This window comes from Frigoribacterium sp. ME-P-080 (assembly GCF_030209595.1).
Classification (GTDB): Bacteria; Actinomycetota; Actinomycetes; order Actinomycetales; family Microbacteriaceae; genus Frigoribacterium.
Window position 1 is genome coordinate 117,932 of sequence record NZ_JARVRR010000009.1, and the last position, 19,702, is coordinate 137,633.

Annotated in this window: 22 protein-coding genes; 12 read left to right on the plus strand and 10 right to left on the minus strand. The window is 71.3% G+C overall.

Features of this window, described 5'->3' with window-relative positions:
- Positions 1 to 106: 106 nt before the first annotated feature.
- Entirely contained in the window at positions 107 to 1,366 is a 1,260-nt protein-coding gene (locus QRN23_RS13670; protein ID WP_056049777.1) for a PTS transporter subunit EIIC, read from the minus strand.
- A 217-nt stretch (positions 1,367 to 1,583) separates the two neighbouring features.
- On the opposite strand from QRN23_RS13670, the gene QRN23_RS13675 reads away from it, so the two are divergent.
- A complete protein-coding gene (locus QRN23_RS13675; protein WP_054145886.1) occupies positions 1,584 to 1,817 on the plus strand; it encodes a PTS sugar transporter subunit IIB in 234 nt (77 codons plus the stop codon).
- Positions 1,814 to 2,272, plus strand: coding sequence for a PTS sugar transporter subunit IIA (locus QRN23_RS13680; RefSeq protein WP_285063833.1), 459 nt, complete (start codon positions 1,814 to 1,816; stop codon positions 2,270 to 2,272). The genes QRN23_RS13675 and QRN23_RS13680 overlap by 4 nt, the downstream gene beginning before the upstream one ends.
- 23 nt (positions 2,273 to 2,295) lie before the next feature.
- Here the strand turns inward: QRN23_RS13680 and QRN23_RS13685 are convergent, their stop codons facing one another.
- The 5 genes from QRN23_RS13685 to QRN23_RS13705 form a co-directional block, all read right to left on the minus strand.
- Positions 2,296 to 3,027 carry a GntR family transcriptional regulator gene (locus tag QRN23_RS13685; RefSeq protein WP_285063834.1) on the minus strand — a complete coding sequence of 244 codons (732 nt, stop codon included), beginning with the start codon at positions 3,025 to 3,027 and terminating at the stop codon, positions 2,296 to 2,298.
- A gap of 149 nt (positions 3,028 to 3,176) precedes the next feature.
- Complete coding sequence (locus QRN23_RS13690; protein ID WP_285063835.1) at positions 3,177 to 4,688, minus strand: dihydrolipoamide acetyltransferase family protein; 1,512 nt, start codon at positions 4,686 to 4,688, stop codon at positions 3,177 to 3,179.
- A 10-nt stretch (positions 4,689 to 4,698) separates the two neighbouring features.
- Positions 4,699 to 5,664, minus strand: coding sequence for an alpha-ketoacid dehydrogenase subunit beta (locus tag QRN23_RS13695; protein ID WP_370274458.1), 966 nt, complete (start codon positions 5,662 to 5,664; stop codon positions 4,699 to 4,701).
- 59 nt (positions 5,665 to 5,723) lie between these two features.
- Positions 5,724 to 6,884, minus strand: coding sequence for a thiamine pyrophosphate-dependent dehydrogenase E1 component subunit alpha (locus QRN23_RS13700; RefSeq protein ID WP_285063837.1), 1,161 nt, complete (start codon positions 6,882 to 6,884; stop codon positions 5,724 to 5,726).
- A 30-nt stretch (positions 6,885 to 6,914) separates the two neighbouring features.
- Complete coding sequence (locus tag QRN23_RS13705) at positions 6,915 to 7,985, minus strand: histidinol-phosphate transaminase (RefSeq protein ID WP_123570916.1); 1,071 nt, start codon at positions 7,983 to 7,985, stop codon at positions 6,915 to 6,917.
- Between the two features lie 108 nt (positions 7,986 to 8,093).
- Here QRN23_RS13705 and QRN23_RS13710 point away from each other — a divergent pair, with 108 nt between their 5' ends.
- Genes QRN23_RS13710 through purB form a run of 3 tightly spaced genes read left to right on the plus strand, consistent with a single transcriptional unit; the run spans position 8,094 to position 10,383 of the window.
- Positions 8,094 to 8,501: a phage holin family protein gene (locus tag QRN23_RS13710; RefSeq protein WP_056049758.1), complete on the plus strand. Its 408-nt coding sequence runs from the start codon at positions 8,094 to 8,096 to the stop codon at positions 8,499 to 8,501.
- 50 nt (positions 8,502 to 8,551) lie between these two features.
- Positions 8,552 to 9,004 (plus strand): low molecular weight protein-tyrosine-phosphatase, encoded by a 453-nt coding sequence (locus QRN23_RS13715; protein ID WP_199736314.1) that lies wholly within the window; start codon positions 8,552 to 8,554, stop codon positions 9,002 to 9,004.
- Positions 9,001 to 10,383, plus strand: coding sequence for an adenylosuccinate lyase (purB, locus tag QRN23_RS13720; RefSeq protein ID WP_285063840.1), 1,383 nt, complete (start codon positions 9,001 to 9,003; stop codon positions 10,381 to 10,383). The genes QRN23_RS13715 and purB overlap by 4 nt, the downstream gene beginning before the upstream one ends.
- A gap of 169 nt (positions 10,384 to 10,552) precedes the next feature.
- Here the strand turns inward: purB and QRN23_RS13725 are convergent, their stop codons facing one another.
- From QRN23_RS13725 to QRN23_RS13735, 3 genes are read right to left on the minus strand one after another with little or no spacing between them, the layout of a single operon-like run.
- Positions 10,553 to 10,798 carry a hypothetical protein gene (locus tag QRN23_RS13725; RefSeq protein WP_043594098.1) on the minus strand — a complete coding sequence of 82 codons (246 nt, stop codon included), beginning with the start codon at positions 10,796 to 10,798 and terminating at the stop codon, positions 10,553 to 10,555.
- Positions 10,795 to 11,493: a DUF308 domain-containing protein gene (locus QRN23_RS13730; RefSeq protein ID WP_236556892.1), complete on the minus strand. Its 699-nt coding sequence runs from the start codon at positions 11,491 to 11,493 to the stop codon at positions 10,795 to 10,797. Before QRN23_RS13730 ends, QRN23_RS13725 begins: the two co-directional genes overlap by 4 nt.
- A 34-nt stretch (positions 11,494 to 11,527) precedes the next feature.
- Entirely contained in the window at positions 11,528 to 12,211 is a 684-nt protein-coding gene (locus tag QRN23_RS13735) for a hypothetical protein (protein WP_285063842.1), read from the minus strand.
- Between the two features lie 155 nt (positions 12,212 to 12,366).
- Between QRN23_RS13735 and QRN23_RS13740 the strand changes: the two genes are divergently transcribed.
- A complete protein-coding gene (locus QRN23_RS13740) occupies positions 12,367 to 13,509 on the plus strand; it encodes a fatty acid desaturase family protein (protein WP_159825601.1) in 1,143 nt (380 codons plus the stop codon).
- A gap of 99 nt (positions 13,510 to 13,608) precedes the next feature.
- Here the strand turns inward: QRN23_RS13740 and idi are convergent, their stop codons facing one another.
- Positions 13,609 to 14,178, minus strand: a complete 570-nt coding sequence (idi, locus tag QRN23_RS13745; protein ID WP_123570911.1) for an isopentenyl-diphosphate Delta-isomerase — start codon at positions 14,176 to 14,178, stop codon at positions 13,609 to 13,611.
- A gap of 18 nt (positions 14,179 to 14,196) precedes the next feature.
- Here idi and QRN23_RS13750 point away from each other — a divergent pair, with 18 nt between their 5' ends.
- Genes QRN23_RS13750 through QRN23_RS13775 form a run of 6 tightly spaced genes read left to right on the plus strand, consistent with a single transcriptional unit; the run spans position 14,197 to position 19,612 of the window.
- The gene (locus QRN23_RS13750; protein ID WP_233568416.1) at positions 14,197 to 15,267 is read left to right on the plus strand and encodes a polyprenyl synthetase family protein; all 1,071 of its coding nucleotides are present in this window, start codon (positions 14,197 to 14,199) and stop codon (positions 15,265 to 15,267) included.
- Complete coding sequence (locus QRN23_RS13755; RefSeq protein WP_285063844.1) at positions 15,264 to 16,145, plus strand: phytoene/squalene synthase family protein; 882 nt, start codon at positions 15,264 to 15,266, stop codon at positions 16,143 to 16,145. Before QRN23_RS13750 ends, QRN23_RS13755 begins: the two co-directional genes overlap by 4 nt.
- Positions 16,142 to 17,845: a phytoene desaturase family protein gene (gene crtI, locus QRN23_RS13760; RefSeq protein WP_285063845.1), complete on the plus strand. Its 1,704-nt coding sequence runs from the start codon at positions 16,142 to 16,144 to the stop codon at positions 17,843 to 17,845. Before QRN23_RS13755 ends, crtI begins: the two co-directional genes overlap by 4 nt.
- Positions 17,845 to 18,219 carry a lycopene cyclase domain-containing protein gene (locus tag QRN23_RS13765; protein ID WP_200412632.1) on the plus strand — a complete coding sequence of 125 codons (375 nt, stop codon included), beginning with the start codon at positions 17,845 to 17,847 and terminating at the stop codon, positions 18,217 to 18,219. The genes crtI and QRN23_RS13765 overlap by 1 nt, the downstream gene beginning before the upstream one ends.
- Positions 18,216 to 18,632 (plus strand): lycopene cyclase domain-containing protein, encoded by a 417-nt coding sequence (locus QRN23_RS13770; RefSeq protein WP_285063846.1) that lies wholly within the window; start codon positions 18,216 to 18,218, stop codon positions 18,630 to 18,632. Before QRN23_RS13765 ends, QRN23_RS13770 begins: the two co-directional genes overlap by 4 nt.
- Positions 18,629 to 19,612, plus strand: a complete 984-nt coding sequence (locus QRN23_RS13775) for a prenyltransferase (protein WP_285063847.1) — start codon at positions 18,629 to 18,631, stop codon at positions 19,610 to 19,612. The genes QRN23_RS13770 and QRN23_RS13775 overlap by 4 nt, the downstream gene beginning before the upstream one ends.
- Positions 19,613 to 19,702 lie beyond the last annotated feature (90 nt).

The window sequence follows — 19,702 nt, forward strand, 5'->3', positions numbered from 1 at the left end:
CGGCCGAGCGCGCCTCCCGCGTCCCGAGACAGCGCGACACCCCCTCCTCGGCACGACACCCCCTGTTCCGAGGGTGTGAGGCCGGACAGGGGGTGTCGCAGCGCGCCTAGGCCTTCGTGGCGGCCTCGACGGACTCGGCGCCGGCGGCGTCGTCGTCCTCGCGCCCGGGCGTCTTGAGGTTCCACTTCTTGATGACGAAGCTGAAGAGGACGTAGTAGACGACCGCGTAGCCGAGCCCGATCGGGATGAGCCAGATCGAGTTCTGCGAGATGTTGAAGTTCAGCACGTAGTCGATCAACCCCGCCGAGAAGGTGAACCCGGTGTGGATGTCGAGTGCGTTGACCAGCATCATCGACGTGCCGGTCAGCACCGCGTGGATCACGTACAGCGGCCAGGCGACGAACATGAACGAGAACTCGAGCGGCTCGGTGATGCCCGTGATGAACGCCGTCAGCGCGGTCGACAGCATGATGCCGCCGATCAGCTTCTTCTTCTCGGGGCGGGCGTGACGCCAGATCGCCAGGGCCGCGGCGGGCAGGGCGAACATGAAGATCGGGAAGAACCCGGTCATGAACACGCCGGCGCTCGGGTCGCCGGCGAAGAAGCGGTTCAGGTCGCCCCGGACGATCTCGCCGCTGGCGTTGGTGTAGTCGCCGACCAGGAACCAGACGACCGAGTTGAGGATGTGGTGCAGGCCGGTGGGGATCAGCAGGCGGTTGGCGACGCCGTAGATGCCGCTGCCGACCACGTCGTTCGACGCGACCGCCTGGCCGATGCCGGTGAGGGCGTTGTTGAACAGGGGGTAGATGAACGACATGACGACGCCGACGACCAGGCCCGTGACGGCGGTGAGGATCGGCACCATGCGACGGCCCGAGAAGAACCCGAGGAAGTCGGGCAGCTTCGTGCGGTAGAAGCGCTGCCAGATCATCGCCGAGAGGATGCCCATCACGATGCCGGCCAGCACGCCGTAGTTGATGACCTCGGGGTCGCCCGTCGGGGTCTCGCGGCCCGCGAGCACGACCGGCGACATGGCCTTGAAGACGCCGTCGATCACCATGTAGCCGACGACCGCGGCGAGGGCCGTCGAACCGTCCGACTTCTTCGCCCAGCCGATCGCGATGCCGACCGCGAAGATCAGCGGCAGCCAGGTGAAGACCGCCTGCCCGGCGGCGCCGATCACCGAGGCGCCCGTCTCGAAGCCGGGGATCGCGCCGAGCAGGTCGGCCTGCCCGAGTCGCAGCAGGATGCCCGCCGCCGGGAGCACCGCGATCGGCAGCATGAGGCTGCGCCCGAGGCGCTGCAGCACCGCGAAGGCGGCCGAGCCCCTCTTCTTGGTCGGGGCCGACTCGGTCGTCGTCGTCATCAGGTGGTCCTCTCGTCGGTGAGCAGCCGTGGTGCGGGGTGGGTCGGGTGTCGTGCGGGTGGGGCGGTTCCGGAGGCGCGGGTCGCGTCGAGCGCGGAGCCTCCGGTCCTGTCCGGTCATGACCAGTGAGTGGTAGTTTCCTCAGACCGACGGGTGGTGTCAACTAGGACGACACCCTCGTCGCCGCGAGCGACCGACCCACGGAGGAGAACAGCTCATGTCGAAAGCACAGGCCATGATCGACGGACTCGGCGGCGCCGACAACATCGAGGAGATCGAGGGCTGCATCACGCGCCTCCGCACCGACGTGCGGGACATCTCGCTCGTCGACGACGCCGCCCTCAAGGCGGCGGGAGCCACCGCCGTCGTCCACGCGGGGGGCAGCGTCCAGGTGATCGTCGGCACGATCGCCGACTCGCTCGCCGAAGACATCAACGACCTGCTGCCGTGACCACGGTCGTCTCGCCCGTCGCCGGCCGGGTGACGGCGCTCGCCGAGGTGCCCGACGCCGTCTTCGCCGGGCAGCTCGTGGGCGCGGGCGTCGCGGTCGAGCCGAGCGCGCCTCCTGGAGGGGGTGTGGTCTCCGTCGTCTCGCCGGTCGCCGGCGAGATCGTCAAGCTGCACCCGCACGCGTTCGTCGTCGTGGGCGGGTCGGGCACCGGCCTGCTCGTGCACGTCGGCATCGACACGGTCAAGCTCGGCGGCGAGGGCTTCGAGCTCGTCGTGGCCGAGGGGGCGACCGTCGCGGCGGGCGACGTCGTCGTCCGCTTCGACCCGGCCGTCGTGGCCGAGGCGGGCTACTCGGCCGTCATCCCGGTCGTCGTGCTCGACAGCGCCCCGGACAGCGTCCCGCAGCAGGCCGTCGGCACGACCGTCGCCTCGGGGGAGCCCCTCTTCGACCTCTGAGGCCGACACGGCGCGGCCAGGAGTCAGTCGGGCGTCGTGCCCGACTCGACCTGCATCTGCAGGCGGTAGCGGTCGGAGCGGTACCAGCTCTTGGCGTGTTCGAGCGGGACGTCGCCGGCGAACGAGATCCGGTCGAAGTACATCACCGGGGCGCCCTCGCTCGTGCCGAGCAGCGTGGCGACGTCGGCGTCGGCCCCCTCGGCGCTGACCGTCTGGGTCGCGCGGGTGATCGGCGTCGCGTAGTCGCCGTCGAGGGTCCGGTAGAGCGAACGGCTCAGGTCGTGGTCGAGCAGCCCGGGCAGCCGGTCCGCGGGGTACCAGCCGTCGTCGATGCTGACCGGCACGCCGTCGGCCAGGCGCAGGCGCTTGACGTGGAACGCCGAGGCGCCGTCCTCGAGTCCGAGGGCCGCGGCCGTCTCGGGCGGGGGAGCCGTCTCGGCCTTGACCAGCACGATCGTGCTCGGCACGTGGCCGAGCTTCGTCATCTCGTCGGTGAACGAGGCGAGGTGCAGCGTCGACTGGACCACGCGGTGGGCCACGAAGGTGCCCTTGCCCCGCACGCGGGTCAGCCAGCCCTCGTTCACGAGCTGCCCCACGGCCTCGCGGACCGTGATCCGGCTGACGCCGTACTCGAGCATCAGCTGGCGCTCGCTGGCGATCGCCGAGCCGGGCTGCTGACCGGCCGCGAGCCGCTGGACGATGGAGCGCAACTGCTCGTGCTTCGGCACGGCTCCGTCGGTGATGCGGTCGGTCATGGGCCCCCTCGTCCGTCGCGCCCGAGGGTGGTCCCATCTGGTCATGACCGGTCGTCCTGCCCTCGACGTTACTGCACGCCGTCCGTCCCCAGCCAGGTCGGGGCCCGGCCGCCCGCAGGGTTCCCAGGAACGGACGAGGAGGCGCGGGCTCAGTCGAGCAGGAGCGCGGGCTCCTCGAGGACGCTCGCCACGTCGGCCACGAACCGGCTGGCGACGTCGCCGTCGACCACGCGGTGGTCGAAGCTCGCCCCGATCGTCGTCACCATGCGCGAGCGGACCTCGCCGTCGACCACCCAGGCCTTGGGCTTGATCGTGCCGAGGGCCACGATCGCGACCTCGCCCGGGTTGAGGATCGGCGTGCCGGTGTCCATGCCGAAGACGCCGATGTTGGTGATCGTGATCGTGCCGTCCCGCATGTCGGCCGGCGTCGTCTTGCCGTCTCGGGCGGTCAGCGTCAGCTGTTCGAGGGCCTGGGCCAGCTCGAGCAGGCTCATCGACTGGGCCTCCTTGACGTTCGGCACGATGAGGCCACGCGGGGTGGCCGCGGCGATGCCGAGGTTGACGAAGTGCCGGACGAGGATCTCGCGGTCGGTCCAGGCCGAGTTGACCATCGGGTTGCGTCGCACGGCCCAGATGATCGCCTTGGCCATGATCAGCAACGGCGAGACCTTGACGCCGGCGAACTGCGGCGACGCCTTCAACCGCTTGACGAACTCCATCGTGCGGGTGGCGTCGACGTCGACGAACAGGCTGACGTGCGGGGCGGTGAACGCCGACGACGTCATGGCCGCGGCGATGGCCTTGCGGACGCCCTTGACGGGGATGCGCTCGACGCGTTCCTCGCCCCACTCGGGCGTCTCGATGTTGCGGAACACGCTGGCCTGCTGGGCGTGACGGATGACGTCGTCGCGGGTGACCTCTCCGGCCAGGCCGGTCGGCTGGACGACGGCGAGGTCGACCTCGAGGTCTTTGGCGAGCTTGCGGATGGGCGGCTTCGCGATGATCGGCAGGGCCTGGGCGGCGGGCACCGACGTGGTCGGGCGCCGCCGGGCCTGCTCGGCGACGCGCAGCTGCCGGGCGTCGACCTCGGTCTGCGACGGTCGGCGGCGACGGGTCGCTCCGTGACCCCCCGCGGCGCCGTAGCCCACGAGCACGGCACCCGACCCCGAGTCGGCCGGGGCCTCGGGGGCGTGCGCCACCGAGCCGGTGTCGCCGTCGGCGCTGACCGCGTCGGCCGAGCGGGCCGGAGCGGCGGGGGAGGATCTCTGCACCGGGGTGGCGGACGCCGCGGGCTCGGCCTGGCGGGCACGCTGCGCGGAGAGTGCTTGTTCGTTCTGCGACACGACCTGCGCCGTGCGGGCGAGTCCGCCCGACTCGAGGGACTCGGACTCGGCGGCCCGACCCGACGGGGTCGCGGGTGCCGTCGAGTCGCCGACCCGGATGATCGGGGTGCCGACGTCGACCGTGGTACCCGGTTCGACGAGGATGCTCTCGACCACGCCGGCGTAGGGCGAGGGGAGCTCGACGAGCGACTTCGCGGTCTCGATCTCGACGAGCACCTGGTTGATCTCGACGCTGTCGCCGGGGGCGACCTTCCATTCGACGATCTCGGCCTCGGTCAGGCCCTCGCCGACGTCGGGCAGGGTGAATTCGCTGGTCATGTCGTGACTCCTAGTAGGCCAGGGCCCGGTCGACCGCCTCGAGCACGCGGTCGGCGTCGGGCAGGTACTGCGTCTCGAGCTTGGCGGGAGGGAAGGGCGTGTCGAAGCCGCTGACGCGCAGGACGGGTGCCTCGAGCGAGTAGAAGGCCTTCTCGGCGACGGTGGCGGCGATCTCGGAGCCGACCGACACGAAACCGGGGGCCTCCTGCGCCACGACGAGGCGCCCGGTCTTCCGGACCGACTCGAGGATGGGCCCGTAGTCGACGGGGGAGAGCGACCGCAGGTCCACCACCTCGGCCGAGACGCCCTCGGCCGCCGCGATCTCGGCCGCCTGCAGCAGAACGCTGACCATCGCGCCGTGCCCCAGCAGGGTGACCTCGGTGCCCGTCCGGACGACGCGGCTCGCGTGCAGCGGTGCCTGCGGGTCGCTCAGGTCGACGTCGCCCTTGGGCCAGTAACGGCTCTTGGGCTCGAAGAACATGACGGGGTCGTTCGACGCGATCGCCTCCTGGATCATCCAGTAGGCGTCGTGCGGCGTGCTCGGGCTGACGACGCGCAGGCCCGCGGTGTGGGCGAAGTACGCCTCGGGGCTCTCCTGGTGGTGCTCGACCGCGCCGATGTGCCCGCCGTAGGGCACGCGGATCACGACGGGCATCGTCAGGGTGCCCTCGTGCCGGTTGGTCAGCTTGGCGAGCTGCGACGTGATCTGGTCGAAGCCGGGGTAGATGAAGCCGTCGAACTGGATCTCGCAGACCGGGCGGAAGCCACCCATCGCGAGTCCGATGGCGGTGCCGACGATGCCGGACTCGGCGAGGGGGGTGTCGATGACGCGTTTGTCGCCGAACTCGGCCTGCAGCCCCTCGGTCACGCGGAAGACGCCGCCGAGCGTGCCGATGTCTTCGCCCATCAGCAGGACGCGGGGGTCGTCGGCCATGGCCTTGCGGAGGCCGGCGTTGATCGCCTTGCCGAGCGGCATGGACTGCACGGAGGCGCGGCTCGACTCGGTCGTGCCGGTCGGGTTCTCGACGGTGTCGGTCATGCTGCCCCCTCGTCGGTGGTCGCGGTCTCGCCCGCGCCGCCGAAGCTCTGCTCGTAGGTCGCCAGCCACTGCTTCTGCTCGGTCATGAGCGGGTGCGGCTCGGAGTACACGTGGTCGAAGATGAGGCCGCGGTCGGGGTTCGGCAGCGAGACCGTGCGCCGACGGACGTCGGCTCCGAGGTCGTCGCCCTCGGTCTCGAGGCCGGCGAAGAACGCGTCCCCCTCGCCTCGGTTCCGCAGGAAGGCCTCGAAGCGCGTGATCGGGTCGCGGGCGATCCAGGACTGCAGCTCGTCGTCGGTGCGGTACTTGGTGGGGTCGTCGGACGAGGTGTGCGCGCCGACGCGGTAGGTGAGCGCCTCGATGAAGCGGGGCCCGCCGCCGCCGCGGGCGGCCTCGAGGTCGCGGCGGCTGACGGCGTAGCTCGCGAGCACGTCGTTGCCGTCGACCTGCGTGCCGGGGATGCCGAAGCCGCCGGCCCGGGCGACGAGCGGCGTGCGCGACTGGCGCGCGACCGGCACGCTGATCGCCCACTGGTTGTTCTGGAGGAAGAACAGCTCGGGGGTCTGGAAGCTCGCGGCGAAGACCAGGGCCTCGCTGACGTCTCCCTGGCTGGTCGCCCCGTCGCCGAAGAACGTGACCACGGCCTGGTCGACCTCGGGATCGCCCGTGCCGCTCTTGCCGTCGAGGCCGAGCCCCATGGCGAAGCCGGTCGCGTGCAGCGTCTGCGAACCGATCACCAGCGTGTAGACGTGGAAGTTCTGGTGCTCGGCAGGGTTCCAGCCGCCGTGCGTGTGACCGCGCAGCAGACGCAGGATGTCGACCGGGTCGATGCCGCGCGACAGCGCGACGGCGTGCTCGCGGTAGGACGGGAAGAGGTGGTCCTGCGGGCGGGTCGCGTGGGCCAGGCCGACCTGGGCCCCCTCTTGGCCGTGGCTCGGCACCCAGAGGGCGAGCTGCCCCTGGCGCGCGAGTGCCGCGGCCTCGCGGTCGAATCGACGCGTCAGCACCATGTCGCGGTGCAGGGCGCGGAGTCCGTCGTCGCCGAGGGCGTCGACGTAGGGGCGGAACTCGTCGGCCGCAGCCGACTCGACCACCTCGCCCGACGGCGACAGGAGCTGGACGGGCGGCGGCGCGTCGGTCGCTTCGGAGGAAGACATGGCGTCCAATCTATTCCGCGGCATATGCCGTCACCGGGATGTAAGGTCGACGATCTGCTGGGCGGCGTGCAGCAGCTTGTCGACCGACGACGGCTCGCCGATCGTGACGCGCACGCCCTCGCCCGCGAACGGCCGGACGACGACCCCGTGGTCGGCGAACACCTGGGCGGCGGCCGCCGTGTGCTCGCCCGTGGCGAGCCAGACGAAGTTGCCCTGCGCCTCGGGCACCGTCCACCCCTGGTCGATCAGGGCGCGTCGCACCTGGTCGCGCAGCAGGACGATGCGGTCGACCCGCCCGAGCAGCTCGTCGGCGTGGTCGAGCGAGGCGAGGGCCGCGGCCGCGCCCTGCTCGGTGACGGCGAGGGGGATGGCCGTGGCCCGCGCGGCGTCGAGCAGGTAGGAGGCGCCGATCGCGTACCCGACGCGGAGTGCGGCCAGCCCGTACGCCTTCGAGAAGGTGCGCAGCAGGACGAGGTTCGGGTGCAGCTCGGTGAGCGTCTCGCCGTCGACGGCCGTGCTGTCGGTGACGAACTCGGCGTACGCCTCGTCGAGCAGCACGAGCACGTCGTCGGGCACCGCGGCCATGAACGACTCGAACTCGCCCGTCGACACCGTGGTGCCCGTCGGGTTGTTGGGGGAGCAGACGATGACGACGCGGGTGCGGTCGGTGACGGCCGCGGCCATGGCCTCGAGGTCGTGGCCCCCGTCGGCCCGCAGCGGCACCTGGACGCTCGTCGCACCGGCCACCGTGACGAGCCCCGGGTAGGCCTCGAACGAACGCCAGGCGTAGACGACCTCGTCGCCGACCGAGGCCGCGGCGAGCACGAACTGGGCCAGCAACGAGACCGACCCCGCGCCGACGTGCACCTCGTCGACGGTGACGCCGAACCGGGTGGCGAGGGCGGTCCGCAGGGCCGTCGCCGAGGCGTCGGGGTAGCGGTTCAGCGAGACGGCGCCACGGACGGCCTCGACGACCGAGGGGAGGGGCTCGAACGGGTTCTCGTTCGACGACAGTTTGAAGGCGTCGGGGGACGCCTGCTTGCCCTGGCGGTAGGGCGGGAGGGCGGCGATCTCGGGACGGAGTCGGACGGGAGTGGTCACGCGGCCAGCCTATGGGGCGGGGGCCGCGTCGCGGCAGGGCACCGCGCCTCCTCGGGGGATCCGGTCGGGCACTACCGCCCGTGGAGGAGAGGTCGGCATGATGGGGGGATGACCCGATTCGTCGTGAGGCTGCTCATCAACGCGGTGGCCCTGTGGCTCACCACGCTGCTCGTGTCGGGGGTGACGGTGACGCCCTACGGAGCAGGGGGCACCCTCGAGACGATCGTGACCTTCCTGCTGCTCGCCCTGGTCTTCGGCATCGTCAACGGCGTGGTCGGCACGGCGATCCGGGTGGTGGCCTTCCCCCTCTACATCCTGACGCTCGGCCTGATCGCGTTGATCGTGAACGGGCTGCTGCTGCTGATCGTGGCGTGGATCTCGGATCTCTTCGGCTTCGGGTTGACGATCGACGGTTTCTGGTGGGGCGTGATCGGTGCCGTCGTGCTCGCGGTCTTCGCCTGGGCCATCGGCGTCGTCGTCCGCCCCGTGGTCGGGCGGGGTGACCGGAAGCGGTGAACCGGTTCCGCATCTGCTTCGTCTGCACGGGCAACATCTGTCGCTCGCCCATGGCCGAGACCGTGCTGCGCTCGCTCGCCGACGACGCGGGCCTCGGCGACCGGGTCGAGGTCACGAGCGCGGGCACCGGCGACTGGCACGTCGGCGAGGGGGCCGATCCCCGCACCGTCGAGGCCCTGGAGCGCCGCGGCTACGATGGTTCCCGGCACCGGGCGAAGCAGTTCGAGGCCGACGACTTCGCACGCTACGACCTCGTGGTGGCGTTCGATCGCGGCCAAGAACGCATCCTCCGGGCCTGGGCAGGCGACGACGCCGACCGCTCGAAGGTGCAGCTGCTGCTCACCTTCGCTCCCGACGCGGCGCCGGCGGGTGGCGGTCTCGACGTCCCCGACCCGTACTACTCCGACGCAGCACTCTTCGACGAGGTGCTCGACATGGTCGAGCGCGCCTGCTCGGCCCTCTTCCGCCAGATCGAACCCGCACTCCGCAAGGGACAGTCATGACGTTGCCTCCTCAGCCCCTCAGCCCGCTCGACGGCCGCTACCGCTCGTCGGTCGGCACGTTGGGGGACCACCTCAGCGAGGCGGGGCTGAACCGGGCCCGCGTGCACGTCGAGGTCGAATGGCTGATCGCCCAGACCGACCGCCGTGCGTTCGGCTCGACGCCGCTCGACGACGAGCAGAAGCGGGCGCTGCGGGCCGTCGTCACCGACTTCGGCCAGGCGGCGATCGACGAACTCGCCGGCCTCGAGGCGACGACCCGTCACGACGTCAAGGCCGTCGAGTACTTCGTGCGGGCACGGCTGGCCGAGCTCGGGCTGGACGGGATCGCCGAACTCACCCACTTCGCCTGCACCAGTGAGGACATCAACAACCTGTCGTACGCGGTCACCGTCAAGGGGGCCCTGTTCGACGTCTGGCTCCCGGCCTTCGACGCCGTGCTCGCCGCCCTCACCACCTGGGCCACCGACGCCCGCGACGTGCCGATGCTCGCGCACACCCACGGGCAGCCGGCGACGCCGACCACGGTCGGGAAGGAGTTCGCCGTGTTCGCGCACCGCCTGCAGCGTCTGCGCTCGCAGATCGTCGGCACCGAGTTCCTCGGCAAGTTCAGCGGAGCGACCGGCACGTTCTCGGCCCACGTCGTCGCCGACCCCGGGCTGGACTGGCCCGAGACGGCCCGCTCCTTCGTCGAGGACGCCCTGGGGCTGACCTTCAACCCGCTGACGACGCAGATCGAGTCGCACGACTGGCAGGCCGAGCTCTACTCGCGCGTCGCCCACGCCAACCGGGTGCTGCACAACCTCGCCACCGACGTGTGGTCGTATATCTCGATGGGCTACTTCACGCAGATCCCGCAGGCGGGGGCGACCGGCTCGTCGACCATGCCCCACAAGATCAACCCGATCCGCTTCGAGAACGCCGAGGCCAACCTCGAGATCTCGTCGGCGCTCTTCGACTCGCTGGCCTCGACCCTGGTCACCAGCCGCCAGCAGCGCGACCTCACCGACTCGTCGGCGCAGCGCAACATCGGGGTCGCGTTCGGCCACTCGATGCTCGCGCTCGACAACCTGCGTCGCGGCCTCGGCGAGATCGCCGTCGGCACCGTGACCCTCGAGTCCGACCTCGACTCCAACTGGGAGGTCCTCGCCGAGGCCATCCAGACCGTCATCCGCGCCGAGGTCGTCGCCGGACGATCCTCGATCGACGACCCCTACGCCATGCTCAAGGAGCTGACCCGCGGCAAGCGCGTCGGCCAGGCCGAACTGGTCGCGTTCGTCGAGGGCCTGGACGTGTCCGACGAGGCCAAGCAGCGCCTCGTGGCCCTGACCCCGGCGACCTACACGGGCATCGCGGCGCAGCTCGTCGACCGCCTGGCCTGACCCCAGGAGGCGCGGGTCGGCCCGTCAGGACGGCCCGCGCGCCCGAGGGCGCCGCGCGACGGATCAGCGGCCGACGGGCAGCGACGGAGCAGCGGCCGACGGGCAGCGACGGAGCGGCGGCCGACGGGCAGCGACCGAGAGGCCGGGAGGCCGCGGCGGTCGACCAGCGTCAGTGGCCCCGCGGCTTGTCGGCGTCGTCGATCTCGTGTCGCTCGTCGTCGTTGGGCTTGGCCGCGAGCGCGAGCATGGCGATGGTGACGAGCGCGACGATGAAGCCGATGCAGAGGAAGATCAGCGCCAGCTGGAGGTCGCGCGTCGTCATGAGGACGACGAGGCCGACGAAGGCGGCGAAGACGCCCGACAGTCCGAGGAACTCGGCGGGGCGGAACCGGTCGCGCCAGGTGGGGTGGGTCATGACGTTCGTCCCTTGTCGTCAGGGGTGTCGGCAGGGGCCGGGTGCCCGGTCTGCCACTTGAGCGAGAGGCCGGCGATCACGAGGAACACGCCGACCAGGGCGCCGTAGGCGCCCAGGATGCCGACGAGCACGGTCGAGGAGGTCAGTTCGCCCTCGATCTGCTCGATGCCGCCGAGCTGCTGGCTGTAGTCCGGCGGGACGACCAGGAAAACCAGGGCCAGCACCAGGGTGAGCACGCCGACGGTCGTCCAGTCACGGGCGAGCGGCGAGCGACGACGACGTCGCAGGCCGGTGAGCAGTTCGAGGCCGCCGGTCAGCACGGCCCAGGCCGTGACGAAGGCGACCAGCACGGGCAGTTGGCCGTGCGAGAAGACGAGGCAGAGGGCGCCGATCACGGCACCGACGACGCCCTGCAGGACGGCGATGGTGCGGCTCGAGCGGTCGTGGAGGCGCAGGGCCGATCCGACGGCGAGCACGACACCGCCGGCGACCGCCGCCGCCCCGAAGGTCAGCAGGCCGACCTGGGGCGAGTGGTCGGGGTTGAAGGTGATGGCCGCCGCGGCCGCGAGGGCCGGGACGGCACGCAGCACGGGGACGGGCCAGTACGCGGAGAGCGACGGGTCGACGCCCCTGCCCGAGGGGTCGGGCGACGCCACGGGGGCGGTCGCGCCGGAGTCGTGGTGCGCAGGCGTCACGAGACCTCTTTCACGGGTGGGGGACCCGCCGAGTTTACCGCGCGCTCCTGAACGCCAAGCGGCGGACGGTGCCGAGCGTCAACGGCCAGCCGCGGCCCCTGAGCGTCCCGAGCTGACGTGCCATGTGGGCAGGCGTCACCCGCAGCACCCCCTCGGCCTCGAGCGACAACCCCGCGAGCACACCGTCCAGCGAACGTCGGGTGGAGGCCAGCCCCTCGGCCGTGTCCAGCCCCACCGCGATCCGCACGCCGGTCGGCAACCGGCTGACCCGGGTGTAGGCGGTGGTCGTGTCGGCCCACGTGGACCGCCAGCCGGGCCGGACCTCCTTCACGCACTCGAGGAGGCGCACCGTCGCGACGTCGGGGTCGGGGTGGTCGGCGGTGAGCAGTCGGTAGTAGGTGCGTCGGGCGCCCTCGGTGCTCACGAAGAGCAGGTCGGCGTAGCCCGCCACGACCGTGGCGGGCCGTGGCCCGATGCCCACCACGGTGCCGCCTCCGAGCCATGAACCGTGGCCGTCCTTCGCGTCGGGCCAGAGCCCGACGAGGACCTCGAGCCCGGAGATCTCGATCTCGTGCGCCGGTGCGTCCGACGCCGCCGCCCCGAGGGCGGAGTCCCGCAGGCCGTGGCCCTGATGGGCGTCGCGTTCGCCCGTTCTGTAGGGCGCCTGCTCGAGGTCGTGCACCACCCCGCGGAGCCGCTCGACGAAACTCGCTGTCATCGACGATAGGTTACGTGTGAAATACGAGAAGCCGCAACCCTCCTGCACGGCGACCTCCCGACACCTTCCCAGCCCACGCCGTTACGTTCGCACCATCTTCGGGCCGCCTCCGGCCCATCCACCCGGCTGAGAAGTCGACCAGCCGCGGGAGCCCGATGACCGCCACCGTCCCCACGACCCCCCGAACCGCGTACCCGCGCATCGTCCACGCACCGGCAGGTGCGGCACCCGCCGGGTTCCGCCCCACCGTCGCCGGACAGGTCGGCAAGCCGACCAGCACGTACTCGAGCCTGCTCAAGTCCGTGCGCGAGGCGGGCCTGCTGCAACGCCGCACCGGCTTCTACGTGACGGTCTTCGTCGTCCTCGTCGCGTGCCTCGGCGGCGCGGCCACCGGGTTCGTCCTGTTGGGCTCGAGCTGGTTCCAGCTGTTGATCGCCGCGGCCCTCGGCGTCATCCTCACGCAGTTCGCGTTCCTCACGCACGAGGCCGCGCACCGCCAGGTGTTCGAGTCGGGCACGCGCAACGACAAGGTCGGTCGCGTCCTCGCGGCCGGCGTCGTGGGCATCAGCTACGCGTGGTGGATGACCAAGCACAGCCGCCACCACGCCAACCCGAACACCAAGGGCAAAGACCCCGACATCGCGTTCGACACGATCTCGTTCCTCGAAGAGGACGCGGCGAAGCAGCGCGGCGTGCTCGGCTTCATCACCCGCCGTCAGGGCTACTTCTTCTTCCCCCTGCTGCTCGGCGAGGGCGTCAACCTGCACGTGACCTCGTTCCGCACGCTGCTCGGCCGTGACAAGGTCGAGGGCCGCGCGCTCGAGATCACGCTCATCGCCGTGCGCCTCGTCGCCTACTTCGGCGTCGTCTTCTGGTTCCTGCCGCTCGGCATGGCCTTCGCCTTCATCGGCGTGCAGATGGCCGTCTTCGGCCTCTACATGGGGTCGTCCTTCGCCCCGAACCACAAGGGCATGCCGATCATCCCCGAGGGTGCGAAGGTCGACTTCCTGAGCAAGCAGGTGCTCACCTCGCGCAACATCACGGGTCGGCACTCGACCGCCTTCATGGGCGGGCTGAACTACCAGATCGAGCACCACCTCTTCCCGAGCATGGCGCGTCCGAACCTGCGCGCGGCCAGCGCCCTGGTGAAGGCGCACTGCGCCGAGCACGGCATCCCCTACACCGAGACGACGATCGGCAAGTCGTACGCGATCGTCATCCGGTACCTCAACCGCGTCGGCCTCTCGGCCCGCGACCCGTTCGACTGCCCCGCGGCGTACGCGATGCGTCCGCGCTAGGCGGCGTCGAACAACAGGACCGCAGGAGGCGCGGGCCGGGTCAGGCGATCCGGCTCGCGCCTTCGTCGTCCCCGGAGGAGCCTTCGTCCTGCGCCCCGCTCAGGTGGGCCAGGCGGCCAGCTGCCAGCCCAACCAGGGCGAGAAGGCGAAGGGTGCCGCCGCGACCGCGTCGCGCAGCTCTCCGGGCTCGACCCACGCCCACTCGGCGACCTCGTCGGGCGAGGGATCGGGCAGGCCGACGGCGCGGGCCGTGAAGACCGGGCAGATCTCGTTCTCGACCACGCCCGAGGCGTCCGTGGCGAGGTACCGGAACTCGGGCAGGATCACCTCGACGTCGCGGACCTCCATGCCGAGCTCTTGGTGGGCGCGCCGCATCAACGCCTCGGCGGGCGTCTCGCCGGGGGCGGGGTGGCCGCAGAACGAGTTGGTCCAGACGCCGGGCCAGGTCTTCTTCGACAGGGCTCGACGGGTGACCAGGACGCGGCCGAGGTCGTCGGTGACGTGACAGCTGAACGCCAGGTGCAATGGCGTCGTGGCGGTGTGCACGGTCGCCTTCGCGGTCGTGCCGATGGGCGTGCCCTCGTCGTCGAGGAGCACCACGAGCTCGTCGTGCGCGCCCGGGCGGTCACCGGACGTCGGCTGGGGATGCGTCGAGATCTCACGGGTCATGAGAGGTAGTCTGCCCTGGTGGACGGTGATCACCTGCACGCAGGCACGCGGGCGAGACACGATCGTGTCGACGCCGTCCTCGACGACTTCTTCGCGTTGGCCAAGCGCCGCGCCGAGTCCGTGGGCTGGCGTTACGTCGATCTCTGGTCGGTGCTCGAGCGCAACAGCGCCGGGGGCAAGCGCTTCCGGCCCCGCATGGTCTTCACGGCCTACGACGCCCTCGGGGGCACCGACGACGAGGCCGTGGCCCGGGTCGGCGCGGCCTTCGAGCTGCTGCACACGGCCCTGATCGTCCACGACGACGTCATCGACCGCGACTTCTCGCGACGCGGCATCCCCAACGTCTCGGGCAGCTACCGCGACACCGCGACGACGGCGGGCATCCCGACCCCCGCGGCCGAACACCGGGGCATGTCGGCCGCCGTCATCGCCGGCGACCTCGCCCTGACCGGGGCCAGTCGCATGCTGCTCGGCATCGGCTGCCAGGACCACGTCCGCACGCGCTTGCTCGACCTGCTCGACGAGGCGATCTTCGTCAGCGCGGGCGGAGAGATGGTCGACGTCGAGTTCTCCCTGGCCGCCGAACTGCCGACCGTCGACGAGATCCTCGACATGGAGCGCGCCAAGACGGCCGTCTACTCGTTCGAGGCACCGCTGCAGGCGGGTGCCGTGCTGGCGGGCGCGGGCGAGGCCGTCGTCACGGCGGTCGGCGACTTCGGCCGCGAGGTCGGGGTCGCGTACCAGGTGGTCGACGATCTGCTCGGGGTCTTCGGCACCGAAGAGGCCACCGGCAAGACCACCCGCGGCGACCTCCGCGAGGGCAAGCGCACGGTGCTCGTCGCCCACGCCGCGACGACCGACGAGTGGTTCACGATCCAGCCGTTCATCGGCAAGGCCGACCTCAGCGAGGCCGAGGCCGAGCACGTCCGGGGTCGCCTCGAGGTCTGCGGCGCCCGCTCCTTCGCCGAGGGACTCGTCGAGCAGCACGCCCGCCGTGCGCTCGACGTGCTCGACCGGGCCGAGGTGCCCGAGTCGTTGCGCGAGGCGTTGACGCCGGTCGTCCAGGACGTCCTCGAGAGGGTGCGATGACGGGCTTGTCGTTGTACGACTCCGTGGCCGACGCGACCGCGGGAGGCGTGATCCGCCGCTACTCGACGTCGTTCGGACTGGCCTCGCGCTTGCTGGGCGGCGAGGTGCGGCAGCACGTCGAGAACGTGTACGCGCTCGTGCGCGTGGCGGACGAGATCGTCGACGGCCCCGCGACCGAGGCCGGTCTGGGCACCGACGCGGCGGGCCGGTTGCTCGACGGCTTCGAGGCCGAGACCGAGCGGGCCCTGGTCGAGGGCTTCAGCCCCAACCTGGTCGTGCACGCCTTCGCCCGCACCGCCCGCGCCACCGGGTTCGGTGCCGAGCTCACCGCACCGTTCTTCGCGTCGATGCGGGCCGACCTCAGTGCCCGCGAGCACGACCAGGCCTCGTTCGACGCCTACGTGTACGGGTCGGCCGAGGTCGTCGGCCTGATGTGCCTCAAGGCGTTCCTCCACGGGCACCCCTTCCCCCCGAGCACGGTCGCCGAACTCGAAGAGGGCGCCCGGCGCCTCGGTGCGGCCTTCCAGAAGGTCAACTTCCTGCGTGACCTCGCGGCCGACTTCGAGCAGCTCGGCCGCAGCTACTTCCCCGGAGTCGACGTGACCACGTTCGACGAGCAGACCAAGACGAGACTGGTGCGAGACATCGACGACGACCTCCGCGTGAGCGGCGAGATCATCCCCGTGCTGCCGACGTCCTCGCGTCGGGCGGTGGCACTGGCCCACGGCCTGTTCGCCGAGCTGAACCGGCGTCTCGAGGCGACCCCCGCCTCCTCGCTGGTCCGGGCGCGCGTGCGCGTTCCGAACCCGGTCAAGGTGCGCATCGCCGCGGGCGCCGCCGCCGGTCGCGTCACCCGGCTGCCCGAGGCCCGCGCATGAGCCGCGACACGGTCGACCGCGGGGCGACGGGTGCGGGCACCGGGGCGTCCGACGAGTCGCACGGCCTGAGCGTCACCCGCCACGGCCGCCGCGTCGTCGTGATCGGCGGCGGCATCAGCGGCCTGGCCTCGGCTGCGCTGCTCGCCCGCGAGGGCCACGAGGTCACCCTGCTCGAGAAGAACGACGAGGTCGGTGGCCGTGCCGGGTCGTGGAGCCACGAGGGCTTCTGCTTCGACCTCGGCCCGAGCTGGTACCTCATGCCCGAGGTCTTCGACCACTTCTTCCGCCTGATGGGCACGTCGGCCGCCGAGCGCCTCGACCTCGTCGAACTCGACCCGGGCTACCGCGTGCTGTTCGAGCCCACGCCCGACGACCCCGCGGCGAGTGCGCCGATCGACGTCCCGCGCGGCCTGGAAGAGAACGTCGAGCTGTTCGAGCGCGTCGAACCGGGCAGCGGTGAGCGCATGCGCCGGTACCTCCGGTCCGCCCGCGACACCTACGAGATCGCCAAACGGCGGTTCCTCTACACGAGCTTCGGCAGCCTCACGCCCCTGCTGCGCGGAGACGTGCTGGTCCGCCTGCCGAAGCTGGCCCGGCTGCTGCTGACGAGCCTCGACTCGTACGCGTCCCGCACGGTGACCGACCCGCGCCTCCGTCAGATCCTGGGGTACCCCGCGGTCTTCCTCGGCTCGTCGCCGTTCGACACGCCGAGCATGTACCACCTCATGAGCACGCTCGACCTCGACGACGGCGTGCTGTACCCGCAGGGCGGCCTCATCTCGGTGATCGAGGCGATCCGCGACGTGGCCGTCGAGGCCGGGGTGACCGTCGTGACCGGCGCGACCGTGACCCGGATCGTGACGCAGCCCCTCGGGGCCGAGGGCGCAGCGCTGCCGCGCGGTTCGAAGGCGACCGCCGAGGCGACCGGGGTCGACTGGACCGACGCCGAGGGAGCGACGCACCGCGTCGACGCCGACCTCGTCGTGAGCGCGGCCGATCTGCACCACACCGAGACGCAGCTCCTGCCCCACGAGCTGCGCACCTACGACTCGTCGTACTGGGCGAAGAAGAACCCCGGGCCGAGCGCCCTGCTGCTCTACCTGGGCGTCGAGGGCGAGATCCCCGAGCTCGAGCACCACACGCTGCTCTTCGCCCGCGACTGGCACGAGAACTTCGAGCGCATCTTCGGCGCCGACAAGCGCATCCCCGACCCGCCGTCGCTGTACGTCTGCAAGCCGAGCACCGTCGACCCCTCGACCGCGCCCGCCGGGCACACGAACCTCTTCGTCCTGGTGCCGCTGCCCGCCGACCCGGCCCTCGGTTCGGGCGACGTCGACGGTGACGGCGATCCGATGATCGAGCGTCTCGCGGACGGCGTCATCGCCCAGATCGCCGAGTGGGCGCACGTGCCCGACCTCGCCGAGCGGATCGTGGTGCGGCGCACCCGTGGTCCGCGCGACTTCGTCGACGACGTCAACGCCTGGAGCGGCAGCATGCTCGGCCCCGCGCACACGCTCGCCCAGAGCGCCCTGTTCCGCACCGGCAACGTCTCGACGCACGTCGACTCGCTGTTCTACGCCGGCGGGTCGGTCCGTCCGGGCATCGGCCTGCCGATGTGCCTGATCAGCGCCGAGGTGCTGCTCAAGAACCTGCGCGGCGACACCAGCACCGAGCCGCTCCCCGAGCCCGCCGTCGGCTGATGGGGTTCGTCTACCTCGCGGCGTTGCTCGTCTCGTTGTTCGGCATGGTGATGCTCGACCGCAGGTTCCGCCTGTTCTTCTGGCGCGACGTGCCCCGGGCGGCGGTGACGCTGCTGGTCGGCGTCGTGTTCTTCCTGGTCTGGGACGTCGTCGGCATCGACCTCGGCATCTTCTTCCGCGGCGAGACCTCGTTCATGACCGGCGTGCTGGTGGCGACCGAGCTGCCGCTCGAAGAGGTCTTCTTCCTGACGCTGCTCTGCTACCTGACGATGAACCTGCTGGCCGCGGCCCGGATGGCTGCGGCGGTCGTGCTCGACCGACGTGACGCGAGCTCCACGCAGGCCGGTCGATCGGTGGACGGCGTGGCGTCGTGACCTACTGGGCCGTCAACGCGGTGTTCCTGTCGATCGTCGCGGTGCTCGGGGTGCTGGCGCTGGTGACCGCAGGCGTGCGTGGCCGGGCCGCGCGCGCCTCCTCGTCCCCGGCCGAGAGGTCGCGGCGGCGGCGCGAGCAGCTGCTGGGGGCGGGCCTGGCGACAGGCGTGCTGCTCGTGATGACCGCCGTGTTCGACAACGTCATGATCGGGATCGGGCTGGTCGGCTACGACGCCGCCCGGATCAGCGGGGTCTTCGTCGGCATCGCCCCGCTCGAGGACTTCGCCTACGCGGTCGCGGCCCTCGTCCTGCTGCCGTCGGTGTGGGTGCTGCTCGGCGGCCCGAAGACGCCCCGCACCCCCGCGGCGCCGGCGGCCGGCGGGTCGACGACCGTCGAGGAGGCGCGCTCGTGAACACGATCAAGGCCCTGTTCGTCTCGTCCCGGCCCCTGAGCTGGATCAACACGGCGTTCCCGTTCGCCGCGGCCTACGTGCTGACCTCGTTGCTCGCACCGGTGACGACCGGCTACCTGGGGTCGTACCAGCCGTTGTCCCAGGTCGACGTGACGCCGACCGGCACGGAGGCCGTCCTCTTCTTCGCGGACGAGAACGCCCTCGGCCCGGTGAACTGGCTCGTGCTGATCGTCGGCGCCCTGTACTTCCTGATCCCCTACAACCTCGCGATGTACGGCATCAACGACGTCTTCGACTACGAGAGCGACCTGCACAACCCGCGCAAGGGCGGCGTCGAGGGTGCACTGCTCGACCGCAGCCTGCACCGCACGACGTTGCGCGCCGCAGTGGTCACGAACGTCCCCTTCCTGGTGTTCCTCGTGGCGATCGGCGACCCGCTCAGCTGGCTCGTGCTCGCCGTCAGCGTCTTCGCCGTGATCGCCTACTCGGCTCCCGGCCTGCGCTTCAAGGAGCGCCCCTTCGTCGACTCGGTCACCTCGAGCACGCACTTCGTCAGCCCGGCCGTCTACGGTCTCGTGCTGGCCGGGGCGACGTTCACGCCCCAGCTGTGGGCGTTGCTCGGCGCGTTCTTCCTCTGGGGCGTCGCGAGCCACGCGTTCGGAGCCGTGCAGGACGTTCTCGCCGACCGCGAGGGCGGCATCTCGTCGATCGCGACCGAGATCGGCGCCCGGGCGACCGTCCGCCTCTCGGTGGTGGCCTACCTGCTGGCCGGCGTGCTGCTGACCTTCACCGAGTGGCCCGGCCCGCTGGCGGCCCTGCTCACCCTGCCCTACGCGATCAGCTGCGCCCCCTGGTGGAACGTGACCGACGACCGGGCCGAAGAGGTCAACCGCGGGTGGCGACGCTTCCTGGCGCTCAACTTCGTGAGCGGGTTCGTCGTGACGATGCTCATGATCTGGTGGGTGTTCCTGCGGGGCTGACGCCGCGCCTCCTGCGGTCGTCGGCCCTCGCCCCTAGCCCCTAGCCCCTAGCCCCTCGGCCCTCGGCCCTCGGCCCGCGGGCAGGCCGGG

Excerpts from the sequence above, each read along its gene's own strand:
- QRN23_RS13765 (WP_200412632.1), top strand. The coding sequence starts at position 17,845 with ATGGGGTTCGTCTACCTCGCGGCGTTGCTCGTCTCGTTGTTCGGCATG.
- QRN23_RS13715 (WP_199736314.1), top strand. The coding sequence starts at position 8,552 with ATGGCCGAGACCGTGCTGCGCTCGCTCGCCGACGACGCGGGCCTCGGC.
- QRN23_RS13685 (WP_285063834.1), bottom strand. The coding sequence starts at position 3,027 with ATGACCGACCGCATCACCGACGGAGCCGTGCCGAAGCACGAGCAGTTG.
- QRN23_RS13710 (WP_056049758.1), top strand. The coding sequence starts at position 8,094 with ATGACCCGATTCGTCGTGAGGCTGCTCATCAACGCGGTGGCCCTGTGG.
- QRN23_RS13725 (WP_043594098.1), bottom strand. The coding sequence starts at position 10,798 with ATGACCCACCCCACCTGGCGCGACCGGTTCCGCCCCGCCGAGTTCCTC.
- QRN23_RS13755 (WP_285063844.1), top strand. The coding sequence starts at position 15,264 with ATGACGGGCTTGTCGTTGTACGACTCCGTGGCCGACGCGACCGCGGGA.
- QRN23_RS13670 (WP_056049777.1), bottom strand. The coding sequence starts at position 1,366 with ATGACGACGACGACCGAGTCGGCCCCGACCAAGAAGAGGGGCTCGGCC.
- QRN23_RS13695 (WP_370274458.1), bottom strand. The coding sequence starts at position 5,664 with ATGCCGCTCGGCAAGGCGATCAACGCCGGCCTCCGCAAGGCCATGGCC.
- QRN23_RS13675 (WP_054145886.1), top strand. The coding sequence starts at position 1,584 with ATGTCGAAAGCACAGGCCATGATCGACGGACTCGGCGGCGCCGACAAC.
- QRN23_RS13690 (WP_285063835.1), bottom strand. The coding sequence starts at position 4,688 with ATGACCAGCGAATTCACCCTGCCCGACGTCGGCGAGGGCCTGACCGAG.
- idi (WP_123570911.1), bottom strand. The coding sequence starts at position 14,178 with ATGACCCGTGAGATCTCGACGCATCCCCAGCCGACGTCCGGTGACCGC.
- QRN23_RS13735 (WP_285063842.1), bottom strand. The coding sequence starts at position 12,211 with ATGACAGCGAGTTTCGTCGAGCGGCTCCGCGGGGTGGTGCACGACCTC.
- QRN23_RS13740 (WP_159825601.1), top strand. The coding sequence starts at position 12,367 with ATGACCGCCACCGTCCCCACGACCCCCCGAACCGCGTACCCGCGCATC.
- QRN23_RS13700 (WP_285063837.1), bottom strand. The coding sequence starts at position 6,884 with ATGTCTTCCTCCGAAGCGACCGACGCGCCGCCGCCCGTCCAGCTCCTG.
- crtI (WP_285063845.1), top strand. The coding sequence starts at position 16,142 with ATGAGCCGCGACACGGTCGACCGCGGGGCGACGGGTGCGGGCACCGGG.
- purB (WP_285063840.1), top strand. The coding sequence starts at position 9,001 with ATGACGTTGCCTCCTCAGCCCCTCAGCCCGCTCGACGGCCGCTACCGC.